Origin of the sequence: Nitrosomonas sp. ANs5 (assembly GCF_050584665.1) — a bacterium.
In the GTDB taxonomy this organism is placed as follows: Bacteria; Pseudomonadota; Gammaproteobacteria; order Burkholderiales; family Nitrosomonadaceae; genus Nitrosomonas.
In genome coordinates, this window is the sequence record NZ_JBEUDO010000036.1 from 1 (window position 1) to 19,512 (window position 19,512).

General features: G+C 51.6%; 22 protein-coding genes and 1 tRNA gene. 3 read left to right on the top strand and 20 right to left on the bottom strand.

The window, feature by feature from the left end:
• Positions 1-59: 59 nt before the first annotated feature.
• Together ABTW62_RS09470 and rpoD are read right to left on the bottom strand one after the other, a co-directional pair.
• Positions 60-136: transfer RNA gene (locus tag ABTW62_RS09470), tRNA-Ile, on the bottom strand.
• A gap of 52 nt (positions 137-188) precedes the next feature.
• Positions 189-2,024, bottom strand: a complete 1,836-nt coding sequence (gene rpoD, locus ABTW62_RS09475; RefSeq protein ID WP_430904366.1) for an RNA polymerase sigma factor RpoD — start codon at positions 2,022-2,024, stop codon at positions 189-191.
• Between the two features lie 220 nt (positions 2,025-2,244).
• Between rpoD and ABTW62_RS09480 the strand changes: the two genes are divergently transcribed.
• Entirely contained in the window at positions 2,245-2,661 is a 417-nt protein-coding gene (locus ABTW62_RS09480; RefSeq protein WP_430904335.1) for a hypothetical protein, read from the top strand.
• On the opposite strand, the gene dnaG is transcribed toward ABTW62_RS09480, so the two are convergent.
• From dnaG to rpsU, 3 genes are all read right to left on the bottom strand, one after another.
• Positions 2,638-4,434 (bottom strand): DNA primase, encoded by a 1,797-nt coding sequence (gene dnaG / locus ABTW62_RS09485; RefSeq protein ID WP_430904336.1) that lies wholly within the window; start codon positions 4,432-4,434, stop codon positions 2,638-2,640. The genes ABTW62_RS09480 and dnaG overlap by 24 nt on opposite strands.
• Positions 4,435-4,542: 108 nt before the next feature.
• Positions 4,543-4,989 (bottom strand): GatB/YqeY domain-containing protein, encoded by a 447-nt coding sequence (locus tag ABTW62_RS09490; protein ID WP_430904337.1) that lies wholly within the window; start codon positions 4,987-4,989, stop codon positions 4,543-4,545.
• A 45-nt stretch (positions 4,990-5,034) separates the two neighbouring features.
• Complete coding sequence (gene rpsU, locus ABTW62_RS09495; RefSeq protein ID WP_090414034.1) at positions 5,035-5,247, bottom strand: 30S ribosomal protein S21; 213 nt, start codon at positions 5,245-5,247, stop codon at positions 5,035-5,037.
• 151 nt (positions 5,248-5,398) lie between these two features.
• Here rpsU and tsaD point away from each other — a divergent pair, with 151 nt between their 5' ends.
• Positions 5,399-6,412, top strand: a complete 1,014-nt coding sequence (gene tsaD / locus ABTW62_RS09500) for a tRNA (adenosine(37)-N6)-threonylcarbamoyltransferase complex transferase subunit TsaD (protein ID WP_430904338.1) — start codon at positions 5,399-5,401, stop codon at positions 6,410-6,412.
• A 78-nt stretch (positions 6,413-6,490) separates the two neighbouring features.
• Here tsaD and plsY read toward each other — a convergent pair whose 3' ends face one another.
• Positions 6,491-7,093, bottom strand: coding sequence for a glycerol-3-phosphate 1-O-acyltransferase PlsY (plsY, locus tag ABTW62_RS09505; protein WP_430904339.1), 603 nt, complete (start codon positions 7,091-7,093; stop codon positions 6,491-6,493).
• Between the two features lie 86 nt (positions 7,094-7,179).
• On the opposite strand from plsY, the gene ABTW62_RS09510 reads away from it, so the two are divergent.
• Positions 7,180-7,536, top strand: coding sequence for a dihydroneopterin aldolase (locus ABTW62_RS09510; RefSeq protein ID WP_090414030.1), 357 nt, complete (start codon positions 7,180-7,182; stop codon positions 7,534-7,536).
• Between the two features lie 18 nt (positions 7,537-7,554).
• On the opposite strand, the gene queC is transcribed toward ABTW62_RS09510, so the two are convergent.
• From queC to glmS, 14 genes are all read right to left on the bottom strand, one after another.
• Positions 7,555-8,232, bottom strand: a complete 678-nt coding sequence (gene queC / locus ABTW62_RS09515; RefSeq protein WP_430904340.1) for a 7-cyano-7-deazaguanine synthase QueC — start codon at positions 8,230-8,232, stop codon at positions 7,555-7,557.
• A gap of 18 nt (positions 8,233-8,250) precedes the next feature.
• Positions 8,251-8,886, bottom strand: coding sequence for a 7-carboxy-7-deazaguanine synthase QueE (gene queE, locus ABTW62_RS09520; RefSeq protein ID WP_430904341.1), 636 nt, complete (start codon positions 8,884-8,886; stop codon positions 8,251-8,253).
• A 185-nt stretch (positions 8,887-9,071) separates the two neighbouring features.
• Positions 9,072-9,884, bottom strand: coding sequence for a tol-pal system protein YbgF (ybgF, locus tag ABTW62_RS09525; protein WP_430904342.1), 813 nt, complete (start codon positions 9,882-9,884; stop codon positions 9,072-9,074).
• A 5-nt stretch (positions 9,885-9,889) separates the two neighbouring features.
• Positions 9,890-10,408, bottom strand: coding sequence for a peptidoglycan-associated lipoprotein Pal (gene pal / locus ABTW62_RS09530; protein ID WP_430904343.1), 519 nt, complete (start codon positions 10,406-10,408; stop codon positions 9,890-9,892).
• A gap of 56 nt (positions 10,409-10,464) precedes the next feature.
• Positions 10,465-11,754: a Tol-Pal system beta propeller repeat protein TolB gene (gene tolB, locus ABTW62_RS09535; protein WP_430904367.1), complete on the bottom strand. Its 1,290-nt coding sequence runs from the start codon at positions 11,752-11,754 to the stop codon at positions 10,465-10,467.
• Between the two features lie 141 nt (positions 11,755-11,895).
• Positions 11,896-12,726 (bottom strand): cell envelope integrity protein TolA, encoded by an 831-nt coding sequence (gene tolA / locus ABTW62_RS09540; RefSeq protein ID WP_430904344.1) that lies wholly within the window; start codon positions 12,724-12,726, stop codon positions 11,896-11,898.
• A gap of 11 nt (positions 12,727-12,737) precedes the next feature.
• Positions 12,738-13,154, bottom strand: a complete 417-nt coding sequence (tolR, locus tag ABTW62_RS09545) for a protein TolR (RefSeq protein ID WP_430904345.1) — start codon at positions 13,152-13,154, stop codon at positions 12,738-12,740.
• On the bottom strand, positions 13,151-13,855 hold the full coding sequence (tolQ, locus tag ABTW62_RS09550; protein ID WP_430904346.1) for a protein TolQ: 705 nt from the start codon (positions 13,853-13,855) through the stop codon (positions 13,151-13,153). The genes tolR and tolQ overlap by 4 nt, the downstream gene beginning before the upstream one ends.
• Complete coding sequence (gene ybgC / locus ABTW62_RS09555; protein WP_430904347.1) at positions 13,852-14,259, bottom strand: tol-pal system-associated acyl-CoA thioesterase; 408 nt, start codon at positions 14,257-14,259, stop codon at positions 13,852-13,854. The genes tolQ and ybgC overlap by 4 nt, the downstream gene beginning before the upstream one ends.
• Before the next feature lie 69 nt (positions 14,260-14,328).
• Positions 14,329-15,369 carry a Holliday junction branch migration DNA helicase RuvB gene (ruvB, locus tag ABTW62_RS09560; RefSeq protein ID WP_430904348.1) on the bottom strand — a complete coding sequence of 347 codons (1,041 nt, stop codon included), beginning with the start codon at positions 15,367-15,369 and terminating at the stop codon, positions 14,329-14,331.
• Positions 15,370-15,646: 277 nt separating this feature from the next.
• Positions 15,647-16,231: a Holliday junction branch migration protein RuvA gene (gene ruvA, locus ABTW62_RS09565; protein ID WP_430904349.1), complete on the bottom strand. Its 585-nt coding sequence runs from the start codon at positions 16,229-16,231 to the stop codon at positions 15,647-15,649.
• Positions 16,228-16,740 carry a crossover junction endodeoxyribonuclease RuvC gene (gene ruvC, locus ABTW62_RS09570; protein ID WP_430904368.1) on the bottom strand — a complete coding sequence of 171 codons (513 nt, stop codon included), beginning with the start codon at positions 16,738-16,740 and terminating at the stop codon, positions 16,228-16,230. Before ruvC ends, ruvA begins: the two co-directional genes overlap by 4 nt.
• Positions 16,741-16,763: 23 nt before the next feature.
• On the bottom strand, positions 16,764-17,489 hold the full coding sequence (locus ABTW62_RS09575) for a YebC/PmpR family DNA-binding transcriptional regulator (protein ID WP_430904350.1): 726 nt from the start codon (positions 17,487-17,489) through the stop codon (positions 16,764-16,766).
• Positions 17,490-17,648: 159 nt separating this feature from the next.
• Positions 17,649-19,496, bottom strand: coding sequence for a glutamine--fructose-6-phosphate transaminase (isomerizing) (gene glmS, locus ABTW62_RS09580; protein WP_430904351.1), 1,848 nt, complete (start codon positions 19,494-19,496; stop codon positions 17,649-17,651).
• Positions 19,497-19,512: the final 16 nt, after the last annotated feature.

The window sequence follows — 19,512 nt, forward strand, 5'->3', positions numbered from 1 at the left end:
TCCATGCTGGGCGCACAAGAAAAAAGAGGCTAGAGAAATTCTCTAACCTCTTGTTTATTTGGTGGGTCTGGTAGGACTTGAACCTACGACCAAGGGATTATGAGTCCCCTGCTCTAACCAACTGAGCTACAGACCCGATCAATCTATAAGTTTTTACTTACCTTCAGATTCTACAATAACTTGAAAAATCATGAATTCCCGCTATCCAAGAAACTACGCAAGCGATCGGATCGAGCAGGGTGCCTCAGTTTACGCAGGGCTTTAGCTTCAATCTGGCGAATCCGTTCACGCGTTACGTCGAACTGCCTCCCAACCTCTTCCAGGGTATGGTCAGTATTCATCTCAATACCAAAGCGCATACGCAGAACTTTGGCCTCTCTGGGAGTAAGTGAATCCAGAATATCTTTGGTAACAGTTCGCAAGCCAGCATAAACTGCCGCATCGCCGGGTTCCATAGTAGAGACATCTTCGATGAAATCCCCCAGATGAGAATCCTCATCATCACCAATCGGGGTTTCCATAGAAATAGGCTCTTTTGAAATCTTGAGAATTTTTCTAATTTTTTCTTCCGGCATTTCCATTTTTTCCGCCAGGATTGCTGGCTCGGGCTCTTGCCCGGTTTCCTGCAGGATCTGACGGGAAATACGATTCATTTTGTTAATCGTTTCGATCATATGCACGGGAATACGGATCGTCCGGGCCTGATCGGCAATCGAGCGCGTAATAGCCTGACGGATCCACCAAGTTGCATAGGTAGAAAATTTATATCCTCTCCGATACTCGAATTTATCGACTGCCTTCATCAAGCCAATATTGCCTTCCTGGATGAGATCCAGGAACTGCAATCCGCGATTGGTGTATTTCTTGGCGATCGAAATCACCAACCGTAAGTTGGCTTCCGTCATTTCACGTTTGGCCCGGCGCGCTTTGGCCTCGCCGGTCGTCATACGACGGTTGATTTCCTTCAATTCCTTGATCGGAATACCTGCCTGCTCCTGGAGAGTAAGCATTTTTTGCTGCTGCTCCATCACCGCAGGCCGGAAATGCTCCAGGGACTGGCTATAGTTTTTTCCTGCTTCTATTTCCGCCCCGATCCAATCTATATTGGTTTCATTGCCAGGAAATGTCTTGATGAAATGATTGCGCGGCATCCCCGCACGGCTTACACACAATTCGGCAATTTTGCGTTCGCAACCGCGGATATCATTGACGATTCCCCGCTGGGTATCGCATAGTTTCTCAACCATCTTGGCAGAGAAACGCATCGCCATGAGCTCGGTGGAAATCTTTTCCTGCAGTGCCTTGTATTTCTTGTCCTGACGCCCGTCTTCTTTTTTGGTGATAATTTTCTGCATTTCGTCATAAGCCTGACGAATCACCGCGAAACGTTCGAGCACGTCGCTTTTCATCTTGGCCATGTCGGCGCTAGCGGTGGAGATCTGTTCGTCATCGGAATCGTCGGAATCAAAATCCTGATCCAGCGATTCTTCAGACTCGGACACGTCTTTGCCCAGGATTTCCGATGTATCGTCATCCAGAAAACCATCCACCAATTCATCCACACGCAGCCGGTCATTTTCCACATCAGCGGCCAGCTGGAGTATATTTTCTATAATGGTCGGACAGGCAGAAATCGCCTGAATCATATGCCGCAAGCCGTCTTCAATGCGCTTGGCAATCTCGATTTCACTTTCCCGGGTCAACAATTCCACAGAGCCCATCTCGCGCATATACATCCGTACGGGATCAGTCGTACGCCCGAACTCGGAATCCACACTGGAAAGCGCCGCCTCGGCCTCTTCGACAATATCCTCATCTGTGACAGCGGTGGTGGCATCAGACATGAGCAGGGCCTCGGCATCGGGCGCCTCGTCGTGGACCGAAATACCCATATCGTTGATCATGCTGATGATGCTTTCAATCTGATCTGCTTCCAGCATATCATCGGGCAAATGATCGTTGATCTCGGCATAAGTCAGGTAACCGCGCTCCTTGCCTTGCGTGATCAACTTTTTCAGACGCATTCTGCGTATTTCCAAGTCATCACCCTGCGCTGCTGACAAAGCGCCCTCTGTCAAATCATTGACTTGTTTATCTGATAGTTTGCTTTTAGGTTTTTTGTTCACTTTGATATTTTGAGAGACCTTTTTAACCAATTCCGGTTTATCCACTTCTTCTCCATGAAGAAACGGTCTATCTTGTTTCACAAGAACCGTATGACCATGATCTAGCGTGACAGTTCTGATGGATTCATTGCCAGCAGCCCCAAGCTGCAACTGCGCCATGCGAGCATTAGTACCGCCCTCCGCAGCATTAGTTCCATTTCCAAGATTGGTTTTGCGCGAATTGCCGTTTCGTGTTTTTTTCTTTCTTGCAGAAGCTCCTACAGTGTTTTTATCCGCTTGCTCTGTCACTTTCGCTTTCACCATACCGGGCACCTATCAAGTAAGAGGACAAGTCAAACCGATAACCTTGTATTATACCAAAATTATCGCCATCCGCCGCGCACACCCCTTGACTCTCTGGATTGACGTGACAAATCCGGGCGCAACACATTTATCTCCCGCCATCAATAATTTTGACGCACATGAATCTGCACAACCAAACGCCTTTCTATTCTACCACCAAAAGATCTGGTCAGGAAACGGACAATCGCTGTAATTCCTTTCTTTCTTCTGGCGTTAGCAGATGAAGCGGTTTGCTATGCAACTCGGTCATTCTCGATTTGCGCTGCCCCTCCCGCAGCCTCGCAACCCCCCCCATGAATTCTGCCTCGATATCCCAATCAGCTTCCTGTATGGGGGTATCGCTCACGATCTGATCCAGCAATGTCCGATAAGGGGTTTGATCAAAATGCGCCGAAAGCATCGCCGGGGTCAGCTCATCAACAGGCACTAGAGAAGCCTGCAAGAACTCAATCAGCGCAGCCAATAACGCCATTTCATCATTGCCCTCACCTCTCGCCGCCAACAAATCGCTGTCAATTTTTTTGACATAAGCCACGTCATGCAACAGTATTTGGATCAGCCGGCGACAGGGAGTGACCGACAATGGCCGCGAGACAGCTGGGCGACGAGGCGGCGCGGCGGGCAATAGGTTTTTATGCTTAAATTTTAGAAATACGGCCAGCTGACTCGGCTCTATCCCGGCAAGCTCCGACAAACGCTTCATCAGCATAAAAGCAAACACGGGAGCGGTAATCTGTGACAGCAACGGCCCTGCCTGCTGAACCAATCTGGCACGGCCCTCGCTGGTGCCCAAATCCACCCGCCGGGATAATTCGTTGCACAAAAACAGCGACAATGGCAACGCTCTCTCAATCTGCGCTTCGAACGCCGATCTACCATGTGCGCGAACATAGCTATCAGGATCTTCCTTTTCAGGCAAAAACAGAAACTTGATATCCTTTCCGTCCTTGAGCTGCGCCAGGCTGTTTTCCAGTGCTCGCCAGGCCGCCTTTTTACCGGCCTCGTCCCCGTCGAAACAAAAGACTATTTCGTCGGTGTAGCGCATCAGCTTCTGGACATGCACAGATGTGGTCGCCGTGCCCAATGTAGCCACCACATTCTCGATGCCGTGCTGCACCAACATCACGACATCCATATACCCTTCCACCACGACAACCCGCCCCGACTGCCTGATTGCTGCACCGGCAGATACCAGATTATAAAGTTCACGCCCCTTGGTAAATAGAGGTGTCTCCGGAGAATTGAGATACTTCGGCTCACTGCCATCCAGCACTCGCCCGCCGAAACCCACAATTTTCCCCTTTTGGCCCTTAATGGGGAACATGATCCGGTTACGGAAGCGATCATAGCTTTTTTTTCCCTCGTGGCCGACAACCAACCCCGCTTTCACCAGGGCATGCTCGGTGTCATGCACTGGATAATCTGCAAAAACGGCAGACAGGTTTTGCCAGCCCGGCGGTGCGTAACCGATACTGAAACGCAAGGCAGTTTGACCCGATACGCCGCGCTGTCTAAGATAATCGATGGCCAACTCAGATTGCTTGAGCTGCTCGCGATAATATTTGGCTGCAACTTCCATCCGCTCATGGAGCGTTGACGAAATGGGTGCGTTGCTGGCAGTTGCGCCGGCTTTGTCAGCACTGGCTGGCACGGCAGCAACGCCGAATGACTCAGTATTTGCTGGAATTTGCACACCCGCATGGGCTGCAATACTCTCAACCGCCTCGACAAAGCTCATGCCGCCATGCTCCATCAAGAAATTGATGGCATTCCCATGCCGGCCGCAGCCAAAACAATGATAAAACTGCTTGGAGGGACTTACTGTGAAAGAGGGTGTTTTTTCATTATGAAAGGGACAACACGCCGTAAAATTGGCGCCTGCTTTTTTGAGTGGCAAATGACGCGCGACCACATCGACGATATCGATGCGAGCGAGCAGATCCTGAATAAACGATTGTTCAATCATTTATTGGAAAAATGAAATCTCACCGAAGCATGCTAGCAACACCATGAGCATGGCTTGACCTGTCGCATGCCGCCGCTCGAAAAAAACAGGTATCAAAAAACGCTCAAGCTAGCCTGCAATTTTTGATTTGACCAGTGCAGAGACTTTCGCCATATCCGCCCGCCCGGCCAGCTTGGTTTTGAGCAAGGCCATAACCTGCCCCATTTTTTGCGGTGCCATGCCTTCAACCGAGGCGATTGCTTCGTTCACGATCACATCGAGCTCGGCATCATTCAACGCTTCCGGCATGTAGACCTTGAGCACATCCATTTCAAATTTCTCGATCTCTGCCAAATCCTGGCGTTGCGCCGCTTCGTATTGGGCAATCGAATCTTTGCGTTGCTTGAGCATTTTTTCGATCACACTGATCACCGCAGCATCATCCAGCTCTATCCGCTCATCGACCTCTCGCTGTTTCAGGGCGGCCTGCAATAGACGAAGCGCATCACGACGCCTGGCATCGCCTGCACGCATAGCCGCTTTCATATCCTCAGCGATTGTTTGCTTTAAATTCATGGCTTGCGAAAAGATCAAGGTTTACTTTGTGAAAAGTAAACGAAATCAATATAATTTGGGGGGTAACATCTGGCTACGCAAACGCTTGTAGGTACGTTTCACGGCAGCAGCATGCTTACGTTTACGGACCGCTGTGGGTTTCTCGTAAAATTCTCTGGCGCGCAATTCAGTCAGTAATCCTGTTTTTTCAATGGAACGTTTAAAACGCCGCATTGCGACTTCAAATGGTTCATTTTCCTTGATTTTTACTGTTGTCATAAAATATTGCTTCCTTTCGGTCTCCTTTAGTTAGTCAATCACCAGGCCAGCATTTTAGACTGGGTCCACAAAAGCTTGCTAATATAGCACCAATCAGCTTTTTCTAAAAGCATGTTTCACGACAACGCCTCCTTTCTGGAAAATCTGAACTATGATCGTACTGGGCATTGAAACTTCATGTGACGAAACGGGTGTTGCCCTATATCACACTGAGCAAGGACTTTTGAGCCATGCACTGCATTCTCAAATTGAAATGCATAGTGAATATGGCGGCGTGGTCCCTGAACTGGCCTCGCGCGACCATATCCGCCGCACACTCCCGCTCATCAAGCAGGTTCTCAGGCAATCCAATGTCTGCTTGCCAAACATTGACGCCATCGCCTACACCCAGGGACCGGGGCTCGCCGGCGCGCTGTTAACGGGTGCTAGCATTGGCACCGCCCTGGCTTTTGCACTCGGCATTCCGGTACTGAATATTCATCATCTTGAAGGCCACCTTTTGTCTCCGCTGTTATCCAAACCCGCGCCCGGTTTTCCCTTCGTCGCCCTGCTCGTCTCTGGCGGACACACCCAGCTGATGCAGGTGGACGGAATCGGCCAATATCGCTTGCTGGGCGAAACCGTTGATGATGCAGCAGGCGAGGCATTCGACAAAACAGCAAAATTGCTCGGTCTCGGCTATCCCGGCGGTCAATCCCTGGCCAAGCTGGCAACTCAGGGACAAGCGGGCCGGTTCAAGCTTCCACGGCCCATGCTACGTAGCGGGGATCTGAATTTCAGCTTCAGCGGTTTAAAAACGGCAGTCGCCCTCCTGATCAGCAAGCATAAGGCAACCCCCCAGACCCATGCGGACATTGCCCGGGCCTTTGAAGATGCAGTAACGGATGTGCTGGTCGAAAAATCGCTCTCTGCACTGGAAATGACCGGTTTGCAACAGTTGGTAGTAGCCGGCGGAGTGGGCGCCAACGCACAATTGCGCCAGAAACTGCGCCATCGCCTGACTGCGTTGGGCGCCACCGTTTTCTTTCCTGAGCTTGAATTCTGCACCGATAACGGCGCAATGATTGCACTGGCAGGCGCCCTGCGCCTGCAACATATCAACGGCGCGCCCCGTACAGCCGATAGCTTTACGGTCAAAGCGCGCTGGCATCTTGAATCTGCCTAAAATAGACTTTTATTCTGTTTTCCGGATGGATCGACTTTCATCGCCTTTCCTGGATTGATGCATGCGCGCCTGCTGTTATTAACCACCCTTGCCAATGCGCGTTTCCTTGCCAGCCATTAAATTGGCGATATTCGATCGATGCCGCGTTATCAGCAGGATGGATACAATCAGGACCGCCCCTGTCACCAACCCCTCGCCCAATATGTAGAAAGCGTATAGCGGGGCCAGCAAAGCCGACAGCAATGCGGACAAAGATGAAATGCGCGAAATCAGCGCAACAATCACCCAAGTCAGAATGGTCAAGACGCCCAATCCGGGATGCAGTCCTAACAGCACGCCCGCCGATGTCGCAACCCCTTTCCCGCCTTTAAAACCGAGAAAAATTGGAAACAAATGCCCAAGAAACACCGCCAGCGCCATACCCGCCACCACTTCACTCCCCAGTCCCCATAATTGGCTGAAATAGTTGGCCGCAATGATCGCCACCCACCCCTTGCCGGCATCACCCATCAAAGTTACGACAGCAGCCCCTTTCCTGCCCGAGCGCAACACATTGGTTGCGCCAGGATTATGGGAGCCGTAGCTGCGCGGATCCGGCAGCTTAAACAGGCGACTGGCCACCATGGCAAATGGAATCGAGCCCAGCAAATAAGCGGCCAGAATCAGACTCAGCGTAATCATCAGAATGCTAACACCCCTATAAATAGACTAAAATTGCTCTCAAACAAATTGTTACCAATCATTGCAAGCCAGCTCAGGATCCATAGATGGATATTATTTTTCTCAAAGAATTCAGAACTCAAACGTTAATCGGTATCTACCCATGGGAAAAAAAAATTCCCCAGACAATTGAGCTCGACCTCGAAATTGCCCTGCCCTCCAGCCGGGCATGCCAGACCGATCATATTGACGATGCACTGGATTATTCACTAGTGACCGAACGGATCAATAGCATGCTGAGCAATCAGCATTTCTCCTTGCTCGAAACACTCACGGAAAACATTGCCCAAATGATTCTGACAGAATTCAACTCTCCCTGGGTAAAAGTGAGTGCCGCCAAACTGGACGTCATCCAAGGCGTGAAAAAGCTGGGTATATGCATCCAGCGTAGCCGGAAAAATTAACCGGCCGGCATGATGCTGTTAACCCTGCCGGTAACGCGTCGGATCAGGCACATTCGCTGCTTCAAATCCTGCCCGGCGCAAGCGGCAGGCATCACAAAGGCCGCAGGCGCGTCCATCGTCGTCGGCCTGGTAGCAGGATACAGTCAAGCCATAGTCGACGCCAAGCCTCATGCCGGAACGGATAATGGCGTGCTTGGACAGATCAATCAGGGGCGCATGTATCGTAAACGGCTCGCCTTCTCTTCCAGCCTTTGTTGCCAAATTGGCCATTTTCTCATAGGCGGCGATATAGTCAGGCCGACAGTCAGGGTAACCGGAATAATCCACAGCGGTGACGCCAATAAAAATATCCCGGCTCTCCAATACCTCCGCCCAGGCGAGCGCCAGTGACAGCATGATCGTGTTGCGCGCCGGCACATAAGTCACCGGGATGCCCTCGCTGACGCCATCCGTCGGAACGGCAATGGTTGCATTGGTCAGCGCCGAGGCAGCCAGAGTTGTCAAATCCAGCTGGACAAATTGATGGCCGCTTGCTTGCAGAAATTCGCCTATTCTGGCGGCTGCCACCAGTTCCGAGCGATGCCGCTGACCATAATCTATGCTCAGCGCATAACAGGCAAACCCTTGCGCACGGGCGATCGCCAGCGTTGTAGCGGAATCTATTCCGCCAGACAAGAGCACCACTGCTTTTCTCATAAAAATGTTTGAATTGTGTTACTTTCCGGCACATTCGCCCCACAACAACTTGTGCAACTGCAACTGCATGCGCACGGGCAAGCGGTCTTGCAGAATCCAGTTCGCGAGTTCTGCCGGCTTGAGTTCGTGATGGCTGGGAGAGAACAACACCGGGCATCTAGCATCCAGTTTGAAGTCTTGCAGTATCTGCATAGCCCAGTGATAATCGGCCTGGTCGCACAGCACAAATTTCACTTCATCGTGCGCAGTCAGATCATCGAGATTCTGCCATCGGTTTTTGTCAACCTCACCCGAACCGGGCGTCTTGATATCGAGAATTCTCGACACGCGCCGGTCCACCTGGGAAATATCAAGCGCGCCGCTGGTTTCAAGGGAAACAGAATAGCCAGCATCGCATAGTGATGTCAGCATAACGCGGCAATTGGACTGGGCCAGCGGCTCGCCGCCTGTCACGGTCACATAGCGCGGCGCAAAGGCTGCAACCTCATCCAGGATTGCGGCAATACTCATGGTTTGCCCACCAGAAAATGCATAACTCGTATCGCAATAGCGGCAACGAAGTGGACAGCCAGTCAAACGGATGAATACTGTCGGCAAGCCTACTCGGCTCGTTTCTCCCTGAAGGGAATAAAAAATTTCGGTAATGCGCAGCATGCGGATTCAGGACGGATCATTGGAAATCACAAGCATCCATGCTGGATGCTTGTATAAAAAGAAATATGCTTTTGAATTATTTTCGGTTTCTGTATAGCGCATGAAATGCGCCCTGCATGTAGTCAGAGACAGTAGCCCATCATGCGTAGGCGGCGTTTGCAACCTTGACCTGCCGCCAGTCTATGCTATTTGATAGACGGTAGGCGATTTTTGGCTTTTTGTGCCGCCTCGCTATGGGGATAGCTGGCAATCAGGCTTTCCAGTGTTTTTCTGGCGGCAGATTTCTGACCACTTTCCAGTTGGCTGCTCGCCATATTGAGCAGCGCATCCGGCGCTTTTGGACTGTCCGGGTAAGTTTCAATCAGCCGTTGCTGGGCAGCGATTGATTGCTCGAAATCCCGCAATGCATAATGGGCGTTTCCGATCCAGTAGGCCGCAGCAGGCGCCAACGTGGTCAGGGGATGCTGCTCCAGGAAATCTTCAAAACCGGCAATCGCGCTGGTATAGTCGCCATTCTTGAAACGGGTATAGGCAGCGTCATAACTGTCACGCTGGATGGCATCGGGTGCCTGCAGCGCAACAGCTGCCTTTTTCACGGCAGGTGCGGCGGCCGAGGGTGTCGACTGGTCAGGCGGCGGCACCGAAGCTTTGGAAGGCGATGGCACAATCTCCGTTGAATCAGGCTCCAGCTGGCGCAAGCGGCTATCCAGATCCAAATAAAAATCCTTTTGTTGTTTGCGCAGCAGTCGATTCTCGTCCTCCAGCACCTCGATCTGTCCCCGTAATCTTCCCAATTCCACTTTGAGTGCTTCCGCCTGGGTATGCAGTTCGATGAGTGACTGGCCGATCAAGGTTTCTTCCATGCGATGCATGCGCGCTTCCATCTCCGACACTTTCGTCTGCAATGCCTGCAATTGCTCGCGCGACTGGGAATCGCCGAACAATCCAGCATAACTGGCATTGCAACCGAACAAAAACAACAGAACGAAAGCGCGCATGTACATCAATATTCTCCCTGATAAAGAATATCAGTACGCCGGTTCTCGGCCCAGGACGTTTCGTCGCGCCCTAGTGCGCGCGGTTTTTCCTCACCTAGGCTGACTGCTTCTATTTGTTGCTCGCGCGCGCCGGCTAGCAACATGATATTTCTAACACTATCCGCCCGTTTTTGTCCGAGGGCAAGATTGTATTCACGGCTCCCCCGATCGTCTGTGTTGCCTTGCAGCAAGACTTGGGCATTGGCGTTGCTGCGCAGATAGGCCGCATGCGCAAGAACCAAATCGCGATACTCGCTTTTCACCGAAAAGCTATCAAAATCAAAATACACACTGCGACGAGACAGTATATTGTTCGGATCCTGAAGAGGACTCAGTCCGAATCCATCCGTTCTCATGCCGTCTCTTGCACCTTCTCCTCCTCTAACGCCTAGCGAGCGATCTTCAATATCTGAAGTTGGTTGCGTCGTCTGGCTTGCGCAGGCCGATAACAGACAGACCACCATTACACCCAAAATTTTTTTCATTTCCCACCGTTTTGAAATTAATTGATCTCTCCCCAGAGAGCGCCTTTGTCCCGATACTACCGTTGTTTCAGCAAGGGTCCCCAGACCGGTTCGCGGATATCCCCGTTATCGGACGAGAGGCGTTGCCTGACTTGTCCATCGCTTGAAACGATGGATAATATACCACGTCCATTAATTTCCGTTGCGTACAGAATCATGCGGCCATTGGGCGCAAAACTGGGCGATTCATCGAACCTGGAATCAGTCAATATTTGCATTTGACGCGTTGGAAATTCCTGCAAGGCGAGATTGAAGCGGCCGGCATTGCGGTGAATATAGACAAACCTTTTACCATCCGGGCTATAGCGCGGACTGACATTGTAGTCGCCTTCAAAAGTCAGCCGTTCGGCCATGCCGGCCCGGTCGCCAGAGAGCAGCATGCGGTATATTTGCGGACTGCCGCCACGATCAGAAGTGAATATCAGCCACCGCCCGTCAGGCGAAAAGCTCGGTTCTGTATCAATCCCAGGACTTTGCGACAACCGCTGCAGACCGCTGCCATCGGCATTTATCAGATAAATCTGGGAACTGCCATGCAGCGTCAAAACCACTGCCAGCTTACTGCCATCCGGCGACCAAGCTGGCGCGCTATTGCTGCCCTTGAAGTTGGCGACCGCCTTACGTTCACGCGTGGCCAGGGTTTGCACGTAGACAACAGGCTTTTTCTTCTCAAAGGAAACATAGGCTATTTTGCTGCCATCCGGTGACCAGGCAGGAGAAATAATGGGCTCGGTGTACTCGATCAGCGAGCGCGCGTTGAAACCGTCGTAATCTGACACTTGCAAGGCGTACTGATTGCCCTGTTTCCTGACAAAAGTAATGCGCGTGCTGAAAACCCCGTGCTCACCAGTCAAGCTTTCATAGATGATGTCCGCGATACGATGCGCAAAAGCACGCAACTGGTCAGGCCCCACGGTTCCGCCAAATCCGGCCAACTGCACCCGCTTGGCCACATCCAACAGACGGAAGCGTACTTCAATTCGGCCGTCCGGCAACATGGTAGTATTGCCAATCACGAGCGCGCTGGCACCGCGGTTCTGCCAGTCGACATAATTCACCTGTTCCAGATCATGCGGCACCAGTCCAAAGGTATCGACCAACTTAAACAATCCACTACGCTCCAGATCGTCCGACAGCACGGTCGTGATGCGCTGGGGTAGATTGCTCTCGGCCGCAAACGGCATGATGGCAATCGGAATTTTGGTTGCGCCACCACCAAAGATTTCGATGTCAAGTGCCGCATACAACGGTCCATGGGTCGACAACAACAGACAAAGGCAGCAAAATAATTTACGCAAATCAATCATCATGGCAGATCGCCTAAAAAATACTAAGTTAAAAAATTATCCTGGATTTTTCAGTTGACCGCTATTTTTATAGCCAACATAGGGTGATATAAAAGGAATACGCCATTATGTCCATGCCCGCTCGTCCGAGTAAATCCAGGCTCATTCTCGATAATGGACAATCAGACTAAAATCTCGAAATGCCCTGAATAAACGCTGATCCGGCGGCAGCGGCAATGGCTTGGCCAAGAATATCGCCCGTTCCACGGCCTCATCGAATGCCGCGTAACCGCTGGATTTGCGCAGAGACACACTCAGCACATCCCCCCCAGGCAATAATGTGACACGAAACTCAACCACAGGATTACCTGGCAGGTCAGGCGGCATGACGATACGGCTACGGATCTTAGCCTGAATCATGGCTTTGTATTTGGCAATCTCGTCCGCGATTCTGGATTGCTCCGCTTTCAATGCCATGGCTTCCTGCTCCCGCTGTTTTTCGCGCGCCAGCGCTTCAGCCTTCTGCTGCTTCTCACGCGCCATGACTTCATTCTTTTGAGGCGGCTCTTTTTCTGGCTTGGGCTCTGGCTCCTTGACAGGTTCCGGTTTGGCAACTTCCTTCTTGACCGGGTCAGGCTGCTTCGGACGCTCCTTCACCGGCATCGGCTTTTCCATTTTCTCTTTGATCGCAATCGCAGGTTTGTGTGCAGGCGGAGGAGCGGGAGCGATAACGGGTTGCGGCGCTTGACTGGGCTTGGTAGGTTCAGGCGCGGGCCTGGGCGCGAGTGGCTCGGGCTTGACAGGCTGAGGCTGCGGTTGGGGCAGATCACTCCACAACTCGACCTGCATGGCTTCCGGCACGTCACTTTTCCAGTTAAATCCAAATACCAGCAAGATCAAAAAAACGATATGAAGCAGACAGGAAAATAACGCTGCCCGTAATTTTCCCGGTTCGATGATATCCTCACCCCGCCAAGCTGTCGTGCGCATCATCTATCAAGCATTCATCTTGGTTTTGTCAGCAACCCGATCTTCTTGACCTGCTGTTGTTGCAGCAGATCCATCACCTGGATCACTTCCTCGTAACGAACATTCTTGTCCGCCGCGATCACGACAGGCTGTTCGGCATTCTGCGCCTGTTTGGCTTTGATCGCCTCCACAAGTTGAGTACGATTGACCTTGCGCTCGTCGCCGGCCCGGACCCGGTCACGCAGCGTCAGATGTCCATCGGCGGCGATAATCACCTCCAAAGGTTCTACTGGCGGAATGGAGGATTTGCCAATTTCAGGCAATTCAACCTGGCCCGGATGCATGAGCGGGGCAGTGATCATGAAAATAATCAACAAAACCAGCATGACATCGATGTACGGCACGACATTGATTTCATTCATCAACCGGCGCTTACTGCGACGTTGGATCATAGATGGCTCGTCAAGTCACGGGGTTTAGCTACTCGGCGTTGCAGCACATTGGACACTTCCTCAATAAAACTCTCATAACGAGTTGCCAGCTGACCGGTATCGCTGGCATAACGGTTATAGGCAACCACGGCAGGGATCGCTGCGAATAGTCCCATCGCGGTCGCAATCAGGGCTTCGGCGATCCCGGGCGCAACGTGAGCAATCGTAGCCTGGCTGATATTCGACAACTCTCTGAAGGCGTTCATGATGCCCCATACCGTTCCAAACAATCCGACATAAGGACTCACCGATCCGACTGTCGCCAGAAAGGAAAGATGAGATTCCAGCCGATCCATTTCTCGCTGATAAACTGCGCGCATGGCACCACGAGTACTCTCCATGACGGTGCCAACGTCCACACCCTGCTGATATTTGATAAACTCGCGAAATCCCGCTTCAAAAATTCGCTCCATACTGCTTGCCGTATCGCGGGCACCCGCGGCACGCTGGTACAACGCATTCAAATCCGCACCTCTCCAGAAGACATTTTCAAACTCATCGGTTTGTTTGACTTCATATCGGATGACAAACATTTTCCGGAAAATAAACCACCAAGAAACCAACGAGGCCATCAACAACAACAGCATGACCAATTGAACGGGCAAGCTCGCGCTACTGACAAGGTGAAACAGTGATAAATCCTGGGTGACGACCGTGCTCATGATGGTTTTCCAATTTTTTGACGAAGCGGTAGCGGTAGACTTGTCGGCTTAAATGTATCCATTCCGACACATACGACATGAACCGTGGCACTGACCAAAGTACCTTGCTCACGCATGACTTGCTGTTGCAATGCAATTCGACTTCTGCCAACCTCTGCGACTCGCACGGTCACATTCAGCAGATCATCGAGCACGGCTGGTTTGAAATACTCGATATTGAGAGATCGGACCAGGAAAATCGTCCGGTGCGACTGAATCATCGCATCCACGCCAAACCCCAATTCACGCAGCCACTCATAACGAGCACGCTCCATGAAATTGAGATAAGTCGCATGATATACAACGCCGCCGGTATCGGTATCCTGATAGTAAACCCGTACCGGATAGTTAAAAACAGTCTCCATTTTTCAAATCACTAATTGAATTGTCCATATTTGGGTTTGATTCCGCATCAGACTGGCCACCACAAAACCTCAATCCGGATCAATCAGGCTCAATGTCTGGTTATGATGCGGCGGGATGAGATTAAAGTGGTGATAGGTCATTGACGTGGCAATACGGCCGCGTGGCGTGCGTTGCAGAAATCCTTGCTGAATGAGGTAAGGTTCCAGCACCTCCTCGATCGTATCACGCTCTTCATTGATGGCCGCGGCCAGATTGTCCACACCGACCGGCCCACCGCCAAATTTCTCCAATACGGCCAACAGAAGCTTTCTATCCAGAATATCCAGACCGGTGATATCGACATCCAGCATATGCAAGGCAGCATCCGCCACCTCGCGATCGATCCTGCCGTCCGCCTTGACTTCAGCGAAATCCCGCACTCTACGCAACAATCGGTTGGCAATCCGCGGCGTGCCACGGGATCGCCGGGCAATTTCCTTGGCCCCATCGGCAGAAATACTGACCTGCAACAGTCCAGCCGACCGGTCGACAATTTTACCAAGTTCGTCTGCGGTATAAAATTCCAGGCGAGAAACGATACCAAAACGATCCCTCAGCGGATTGGTCAGCATTCCAGCACGCGTGGTCGCGCCCACAAGTGTGAAGTGTGGCAAATCGATCTTGACCGATCTGGCAGCGGGCCCTTCACCAATCATGATATCAAGCTGGTAATCCTCCATCGCGGGATAAAGAATCTCCTCAACAACCGGAGAAAGCCGATGGATTTCATCGATGAACAACACATCGTTGGGTTCAAGATTGGTCAGCAAAGCAGCCAGGTCTCCGGCTCTTTCCAGCACTGGGCCAGAAGTCTGGCGCAAATTCACGCCCATTTCCCGGGCAATGATGTGTGCCAGTGTCGTTTTACCCAGACCGGGCGGCCCAAACAACAAAACATGATCCAGCGCCTCCTGCCGCCGCTTAGCGGCCTCGATAAATATTTCCAACTGTGCCCGGATTTTTTCCTGGCCGATATACTCGTCGAATTGATGCGGGCGCAAGGCACGCTCTATCACCTCTTCCTGAGAGGAAAACGGGGCTGCGCTGATGATCCGGTCCGATTCAATCATCTTGGAACTCTCGCATAGGTAAACGAGATTGTGTGATCAACACAATAAAAGATCGAGCACCATGACGAGACTCGAATCTTCCCTATCAAAGTACCGAAACGCAGCCTGCTCGGCCATTGCGTACACACAACGCTCACAATTCATTTTTTAATCTGGAAATCATCACCCATTGAGTAACCCTGCGCATGATCATTTACTCTTTTCACAGCAATATGTTAGCCATACAAAGCAGTACTCGCGCGGGGACGCCGGAATGATCCCGTCCAACTGGCTGAATCTATTTCCCCTTGGACAGGAATTTTAATGACTGCATGATGCCGTCGGGTACGCTCATCCCCTCCGGCAATTGTTTGACCGCCCAATTGGCCTCGCGATCATTATAGCCCAGTGCCAATAAAGCGTTGAGGATGTCTTGATCGATATCCTGGGTCATGGTGGTTGGCTGAAGATGCGCCAGCAGTGGATCGATCTTGTCGCGCATTTCCAGTAACAGGCGTTCCGCAGTTTTTTTTCCAATACCGGGAATCTTAATCAGACGCATGCTGTCTTGTGCTGCCACCGCCTGCTGCAACTCGGCCACACTCAATCCAGACAATATTGCCAGAGCGGTTCTAACGCCAATGCCAGAAATTTTTGTCAGCTGGCGAAAAAAACCCCGCTCGGCTTCCGTCATAAAGCCAAACAGCAAATGCGCATCTTCACGAACAATCAGATGCGTATGCAAAGTGACGCGCTCGCCAAGCTCGGGCAATTGGCAGAAAGTGCTCATCGGCACATCAATCTCGTAGCCCACCCCCTGCACATCCACTAATACCAGAGGTGGCCGCTTCTCGAGCAACAGCCCTGTAATTCTTCCGATCACAATCGCCTGCCTCGCTTCATCCGGTAACGGGCAGCTGGAAAAAAATTCACATGCATGTGTGCGTGGCAAATTGCGCATGCCAAGGCATCGGCTGCATCCGGACGAGGCCGCGCTGCCAGTTGCAATAGCCGCATGACCATTTCTTGCACCTGTTCCTTATGCGCATGCCCATTGCCGACTACCGCTTGTTTGATTTGCAATGCAGTGTATTCAGAAACAAAAAGCTGATTGTGAACGGCCGCGCATATTGCAGCACCGCGCGCCTGTCCAAGCAATAGCGTCGATTTGGGATTGACATTGACAAAGACTTGTTCTACTGCCACTTGCTCTGGACGGTATTGCAAAATAATTTCATTCAATCCTTCCAAGATTGACTTCAAGCGGCCGGGCAATTCATTGCCGGTCGTGGTCACGCAACCGCTGCCTACATATACGAGTTGACTGCCAATCTTGTCGACAATGCCGAATCCTGTTACGCGCAGGCCAGGATCAATTCCAAGGATGCGAATACCGTCACCAGACCAGCAAAAAATCAGGCATCGATAACTGCGGTCGTGTATACGTCCTGCACATCATCGATTTCCTCGAACGCATCCAGAAGCTTTTGCATCTTAACCGCCTCATCCCCTTCCAACGCGACTTCATTCTCGGGTCGCCAGGTGACTTCTGTCAGCTCCGCCTTAAAACCAGCTTGCTCCAGCTTATCCTTGACCGCTGAAAACACGGTTGGATCTGTAATCACTTCCATGCTCCCATCCTCATGACTGATGATATCGTCTGCCCCTGCCTCCAGCGCAGCTTCCAATAATTCCGTTTCGTTGATTCCCGGTGCGAACAAAAGCTGGCCACAATGTTTGAATAAATACGCAACCGAGCCATCGGTACCGAGATTACCGCCGTGCTTGCTAAAAGCATGGCGCACGGCTGCGACCGTTCTGGTACGATTATCGGTCATGCAATCCACCATGATTGCGGCACCCGATACACCATACCCTTCATAGCGAATTTCTTCGTAGTTGACGCCCTCCAGCTCGCCACAGCCGCGTTTGATTGCACGCTCGACGTTGTCTTTCGGCATATTCTGATCGAAGGCCTTGTCGATAGCCAATCTCAAGCGGGGATTACTACCCGGATCGCCGCCACCCAGACGGGCGGCTATCGTAATTTCCTTGATCAGACGCGTAAAAATCTTGCCCCGTTTGGCATCCTGCGCTGCCTTTTTATGCTTGATGTTAGCCCATTTACTATGACCTGCCATTGACTTCCTTTAGAGCTGATTGAAAGTATGCAATGCTACCACTCTGTATTTGTTGTATAAAGTATGATATGTACTTGGGTCAACACAGAATACACCAAAACCGGCTACCGCGAACAGCCTCAGATCAGTTGATTGATCAGGCAGCAAGTGCGAGCAGAGTCACTCCACTGTCACCGACTTGGCCAGATTTCTGGGTTTATCGACATCGGTGCCTTTTTGCAATGCGACATGATAAGCAAGCAATTGCAGAGGAATGGTATGCAGTATCGGGCTCAGCACGCCCCTGTGTTCGGCCAGTCTTATGATATGCACACCTTCACTTGCTTCGATATGCGAATCCGCGTCGGCAAACACATATAATTCGCCACCACGCGCGCGGACTTCGTGGAGATTCGATTTCAGTTTCTCCAGCAAAGTATCATTTGGTGCAATAGCGACTACAGGCATATTGCTGTCAACCAGAGCCAGTGGACCGTGCTTGAGCTCTCCGGCTGCATATGCCTCTGCGTGGATATACGAAATTTCCTTGAGCTTGAGCGCACCTTCCAGCGCAATCGGATAATGGACACCACGCCCCAGAAACAAGGCATGTTGTTTCTGGGAAAAATCACCCGCCCATTCCTTGATCTGGGATTCGGTCTGGAGTGCATGTTGAATCGCCACTGGCAGGTGACGTAACGCGGCAATCATGTTGTGCTCGGATTCAACCGTTAACTTGCCGCGCATTTTAGCGAGCACCGCAGTAAATAATAGCAAGACCGCCAATTGTGTAGTAAACGCCTTGGTCGAGGCGACCCCAATCTCCGGGCCGGCCCGGGTCAGAAAACGTAGATCGGTCAGCCGTATCAGGGCACTTTCCGGTACATTGCAGATGGCGAGACTATGACGATGACCGAGCGCCTTGGCATAATTCAGCGCAGCCAGGGTATCGGCAGTTTCTCCAGACTGGGAAATACCTACGACCAGCGTATCAGGATCTGCGATCGGCTTACGATAGCGATATTCGCTGGCAATCTCAACATTGCAAGGCAGTTCGGCTATCGTCTCCAGCCAATATTTCGCGACGACTCCGGCATGATAGCTGGTTCCGCAAGCAAGTATCAGCACCCCTCGAGTTCGTGCAAGTATCGATTCCGCCTCGCTGCCAAATAAATGTGGCGAAATGGATTGCGCATTGAGCACCATTTCCAGGGTATTGGCTACAGCAACCGGTTGCTCAAAAATTTCCTTTTGCATGAAATGCGCATATGGCCCGAGCTCAACAGCCTCACGCGTCAGATCACTTTCCAGTATGGGGCGCGTGACTTCACAGCCCTGGGCCGCATTCAGGCAATTCAGCACCCGGAATCCACTGCTGCTCAGCTCAGCGACATCGCCCTCTTCCAAATAAACCATGCGTCGAGTGATAGGCACCAGTGCCGAGGCGTCGGATGCCGCATACAAACCGTTGTCGCCGATACCGAGCAGCAAGGGCGCGCCGTTCCTGGCCACAATGATGCGATCCGGCCGTGTTTCTTCAACCACCGCAATGGCATACGCGCCCCGTAATTCCTCGAGACAAGCGCACACGGCCACCAGCAAATCATCAGCGGTTTGCAGATGATACGAAATCAAGTGGCCGATGACCTCGGTATCCGTATCTGACAGAAACTTGTAGCCAGCTTGTTGCAAGCGCTGCCGCAACATATCATGATTCTCGATAATACCGTTATGCACAACTGCAATCTTGCGCTCATCGCCTGAAAAATGCGGATGGGCATTACGCTCGCAGGGCGCTCCATGGGTTGCCCAGCGAGTATGCGCAATACCCGTCAATCCTTCAGTGTTTTGGGTACGCACAAGCTTGCCCAATTCTGCGACCCGTTCGGTGGTTCGCATTCGGTGCAGCTTGCCATTTGCCACTACGATTCCGGCAGAATCATAGCCACGGTACTCCAATCTTGAGAGCCCCTCCAGCAGAAAAGGCACCACATTGTCCTTAGCAATTGCTCCCACAATTCCGCACATCGCAGACCCCTTGTTA

Coding starts and splice junctions, on each gene's coding strand:
- queE (WP_430904341.1), bottom strand. CDS start 8,886: ATGCTGCGCATTACCGAAATTTTTTATTCCCTTCAGGGAGAAACGAGC.
- ybgC (WP_430904347.1), bottom strand. CDS start 14,259: ATGGAGACTGTTTTTAACTATCCGGTACGGGTTTACTATCAGGATACC.
- rpoD (WP_430904366.1), bottom strand. CDS start 2,024: ATGCGTCTGAAAAAGTTGATCACGCAAGGCAAGGAGCGCGGTTACCTG.
- ybgF (WP_430904342.1), bottom strand. CDS start 9,884: ATGCGCGCTTTCGTTCTGTTGTTTTTGTTCGGTTGCAATGCCAGTTAT.
- plsY (WP_430904339.1), bottom strand. CDS start 7,093: ATGATTACGCTGAGTCTGATTCTGGCCGCTTATTTGCTGGGCTCGATT.
- tolR (WP_430904345.1), bottom strand. CDS start 13,154: ATGATCCAACGTCGCAGTAAGCGCCGGTTGATGAATGAAATCAATGTC.
- pal (WP_430904343.1), bottom strand. CDS start 10,408: ATGAAAAAAATTTTGGGTGTAATGGTGGTCTGTCTGTTATCGGCCTGC.
- tolQ (WP_430904346.1), bottom strand. CDS start 13,855: ATGAGCACGGTCGTCACCCAGGATTTATCACTGTTTCACCTTGTCAGT.
- ABTW62_RS09510 (WP_090414030.1), top strand. CDS start 7,180: ATGGATATTATTTTTCTCAAAGAATTCAGAACTCAAACGTTAATCGGT.
- rpsU (WP_090414034.1), bottom strand. CDS start 5,247: ATGACAACAGTAAAAATCAAGGAAAATGAACCATTTGAAGTCGCAATG.
- ABTW62_RS09480 (WP_430904335.1), top strand. CDS start 2,245: ATGGATTCATTGCCAGCAGCCCCAAGCTGCAACTGCGCCATGCGAGCA.
- ABTW62_RS09490 (WP_430904337.1), bottom strand. CDS start 4,989: ATGAATTTAAAGCAAACAATCGCTGAGGATATGAAAGCGGCTATGCGT.
- ruvB (WP_430904348.1), bottom strand. CDS start 15,369: ATGATTGAATCGGACCGGATCATCAGCGCAGCCCCGTTTTCCTCTCAG.
- tsaD (WP_430904338.1), top strand. CDS start 5,399: ATGATCGTACTGGGCATTGAAACTTCATGTGACGAAACGGGTGTTGCC.
- tolA (WP_430904344.1), bottom strand. CDS start 12,726: ATGATGCGCACGACAGCTTGGCGGGGTGAGGATATCATCGAACCGGGA.
- ABTW62_RS09575 (WP_430904350.1), bottom strand. CDS start 17,489: ATGGCAGGTCATAGTAAATGGGCTAACATCAAGCATAAAAAGGCAGCG.
- glmS (WP_430904351.1), bottom strand. CDS start 19,496: ATGTGCGGAATTGTGGGAGCAATTGCTAAGGACAATGTGGTGCCTTTT.
- dnaG (WP_430904336.1), bottom strand. CDS start 4,434: ATGATTGAACAATCGTTTATTCAGGATCTGCTCGCTCGCATCGATATC.
- queC (WP_430904340.1), bottom strand. CDS start 8,232: ATGAGAAAAGCAGTGGTGCTCTTGTCTGGCGGAATAGATTCCGCTACA.
- tolB (WP_430904367.1), bottom strand. CDS start 11,754: ATGATTGATTTGCGTAAATTATTTTGCTGCCTTTGTCTGTTGTTGTCG.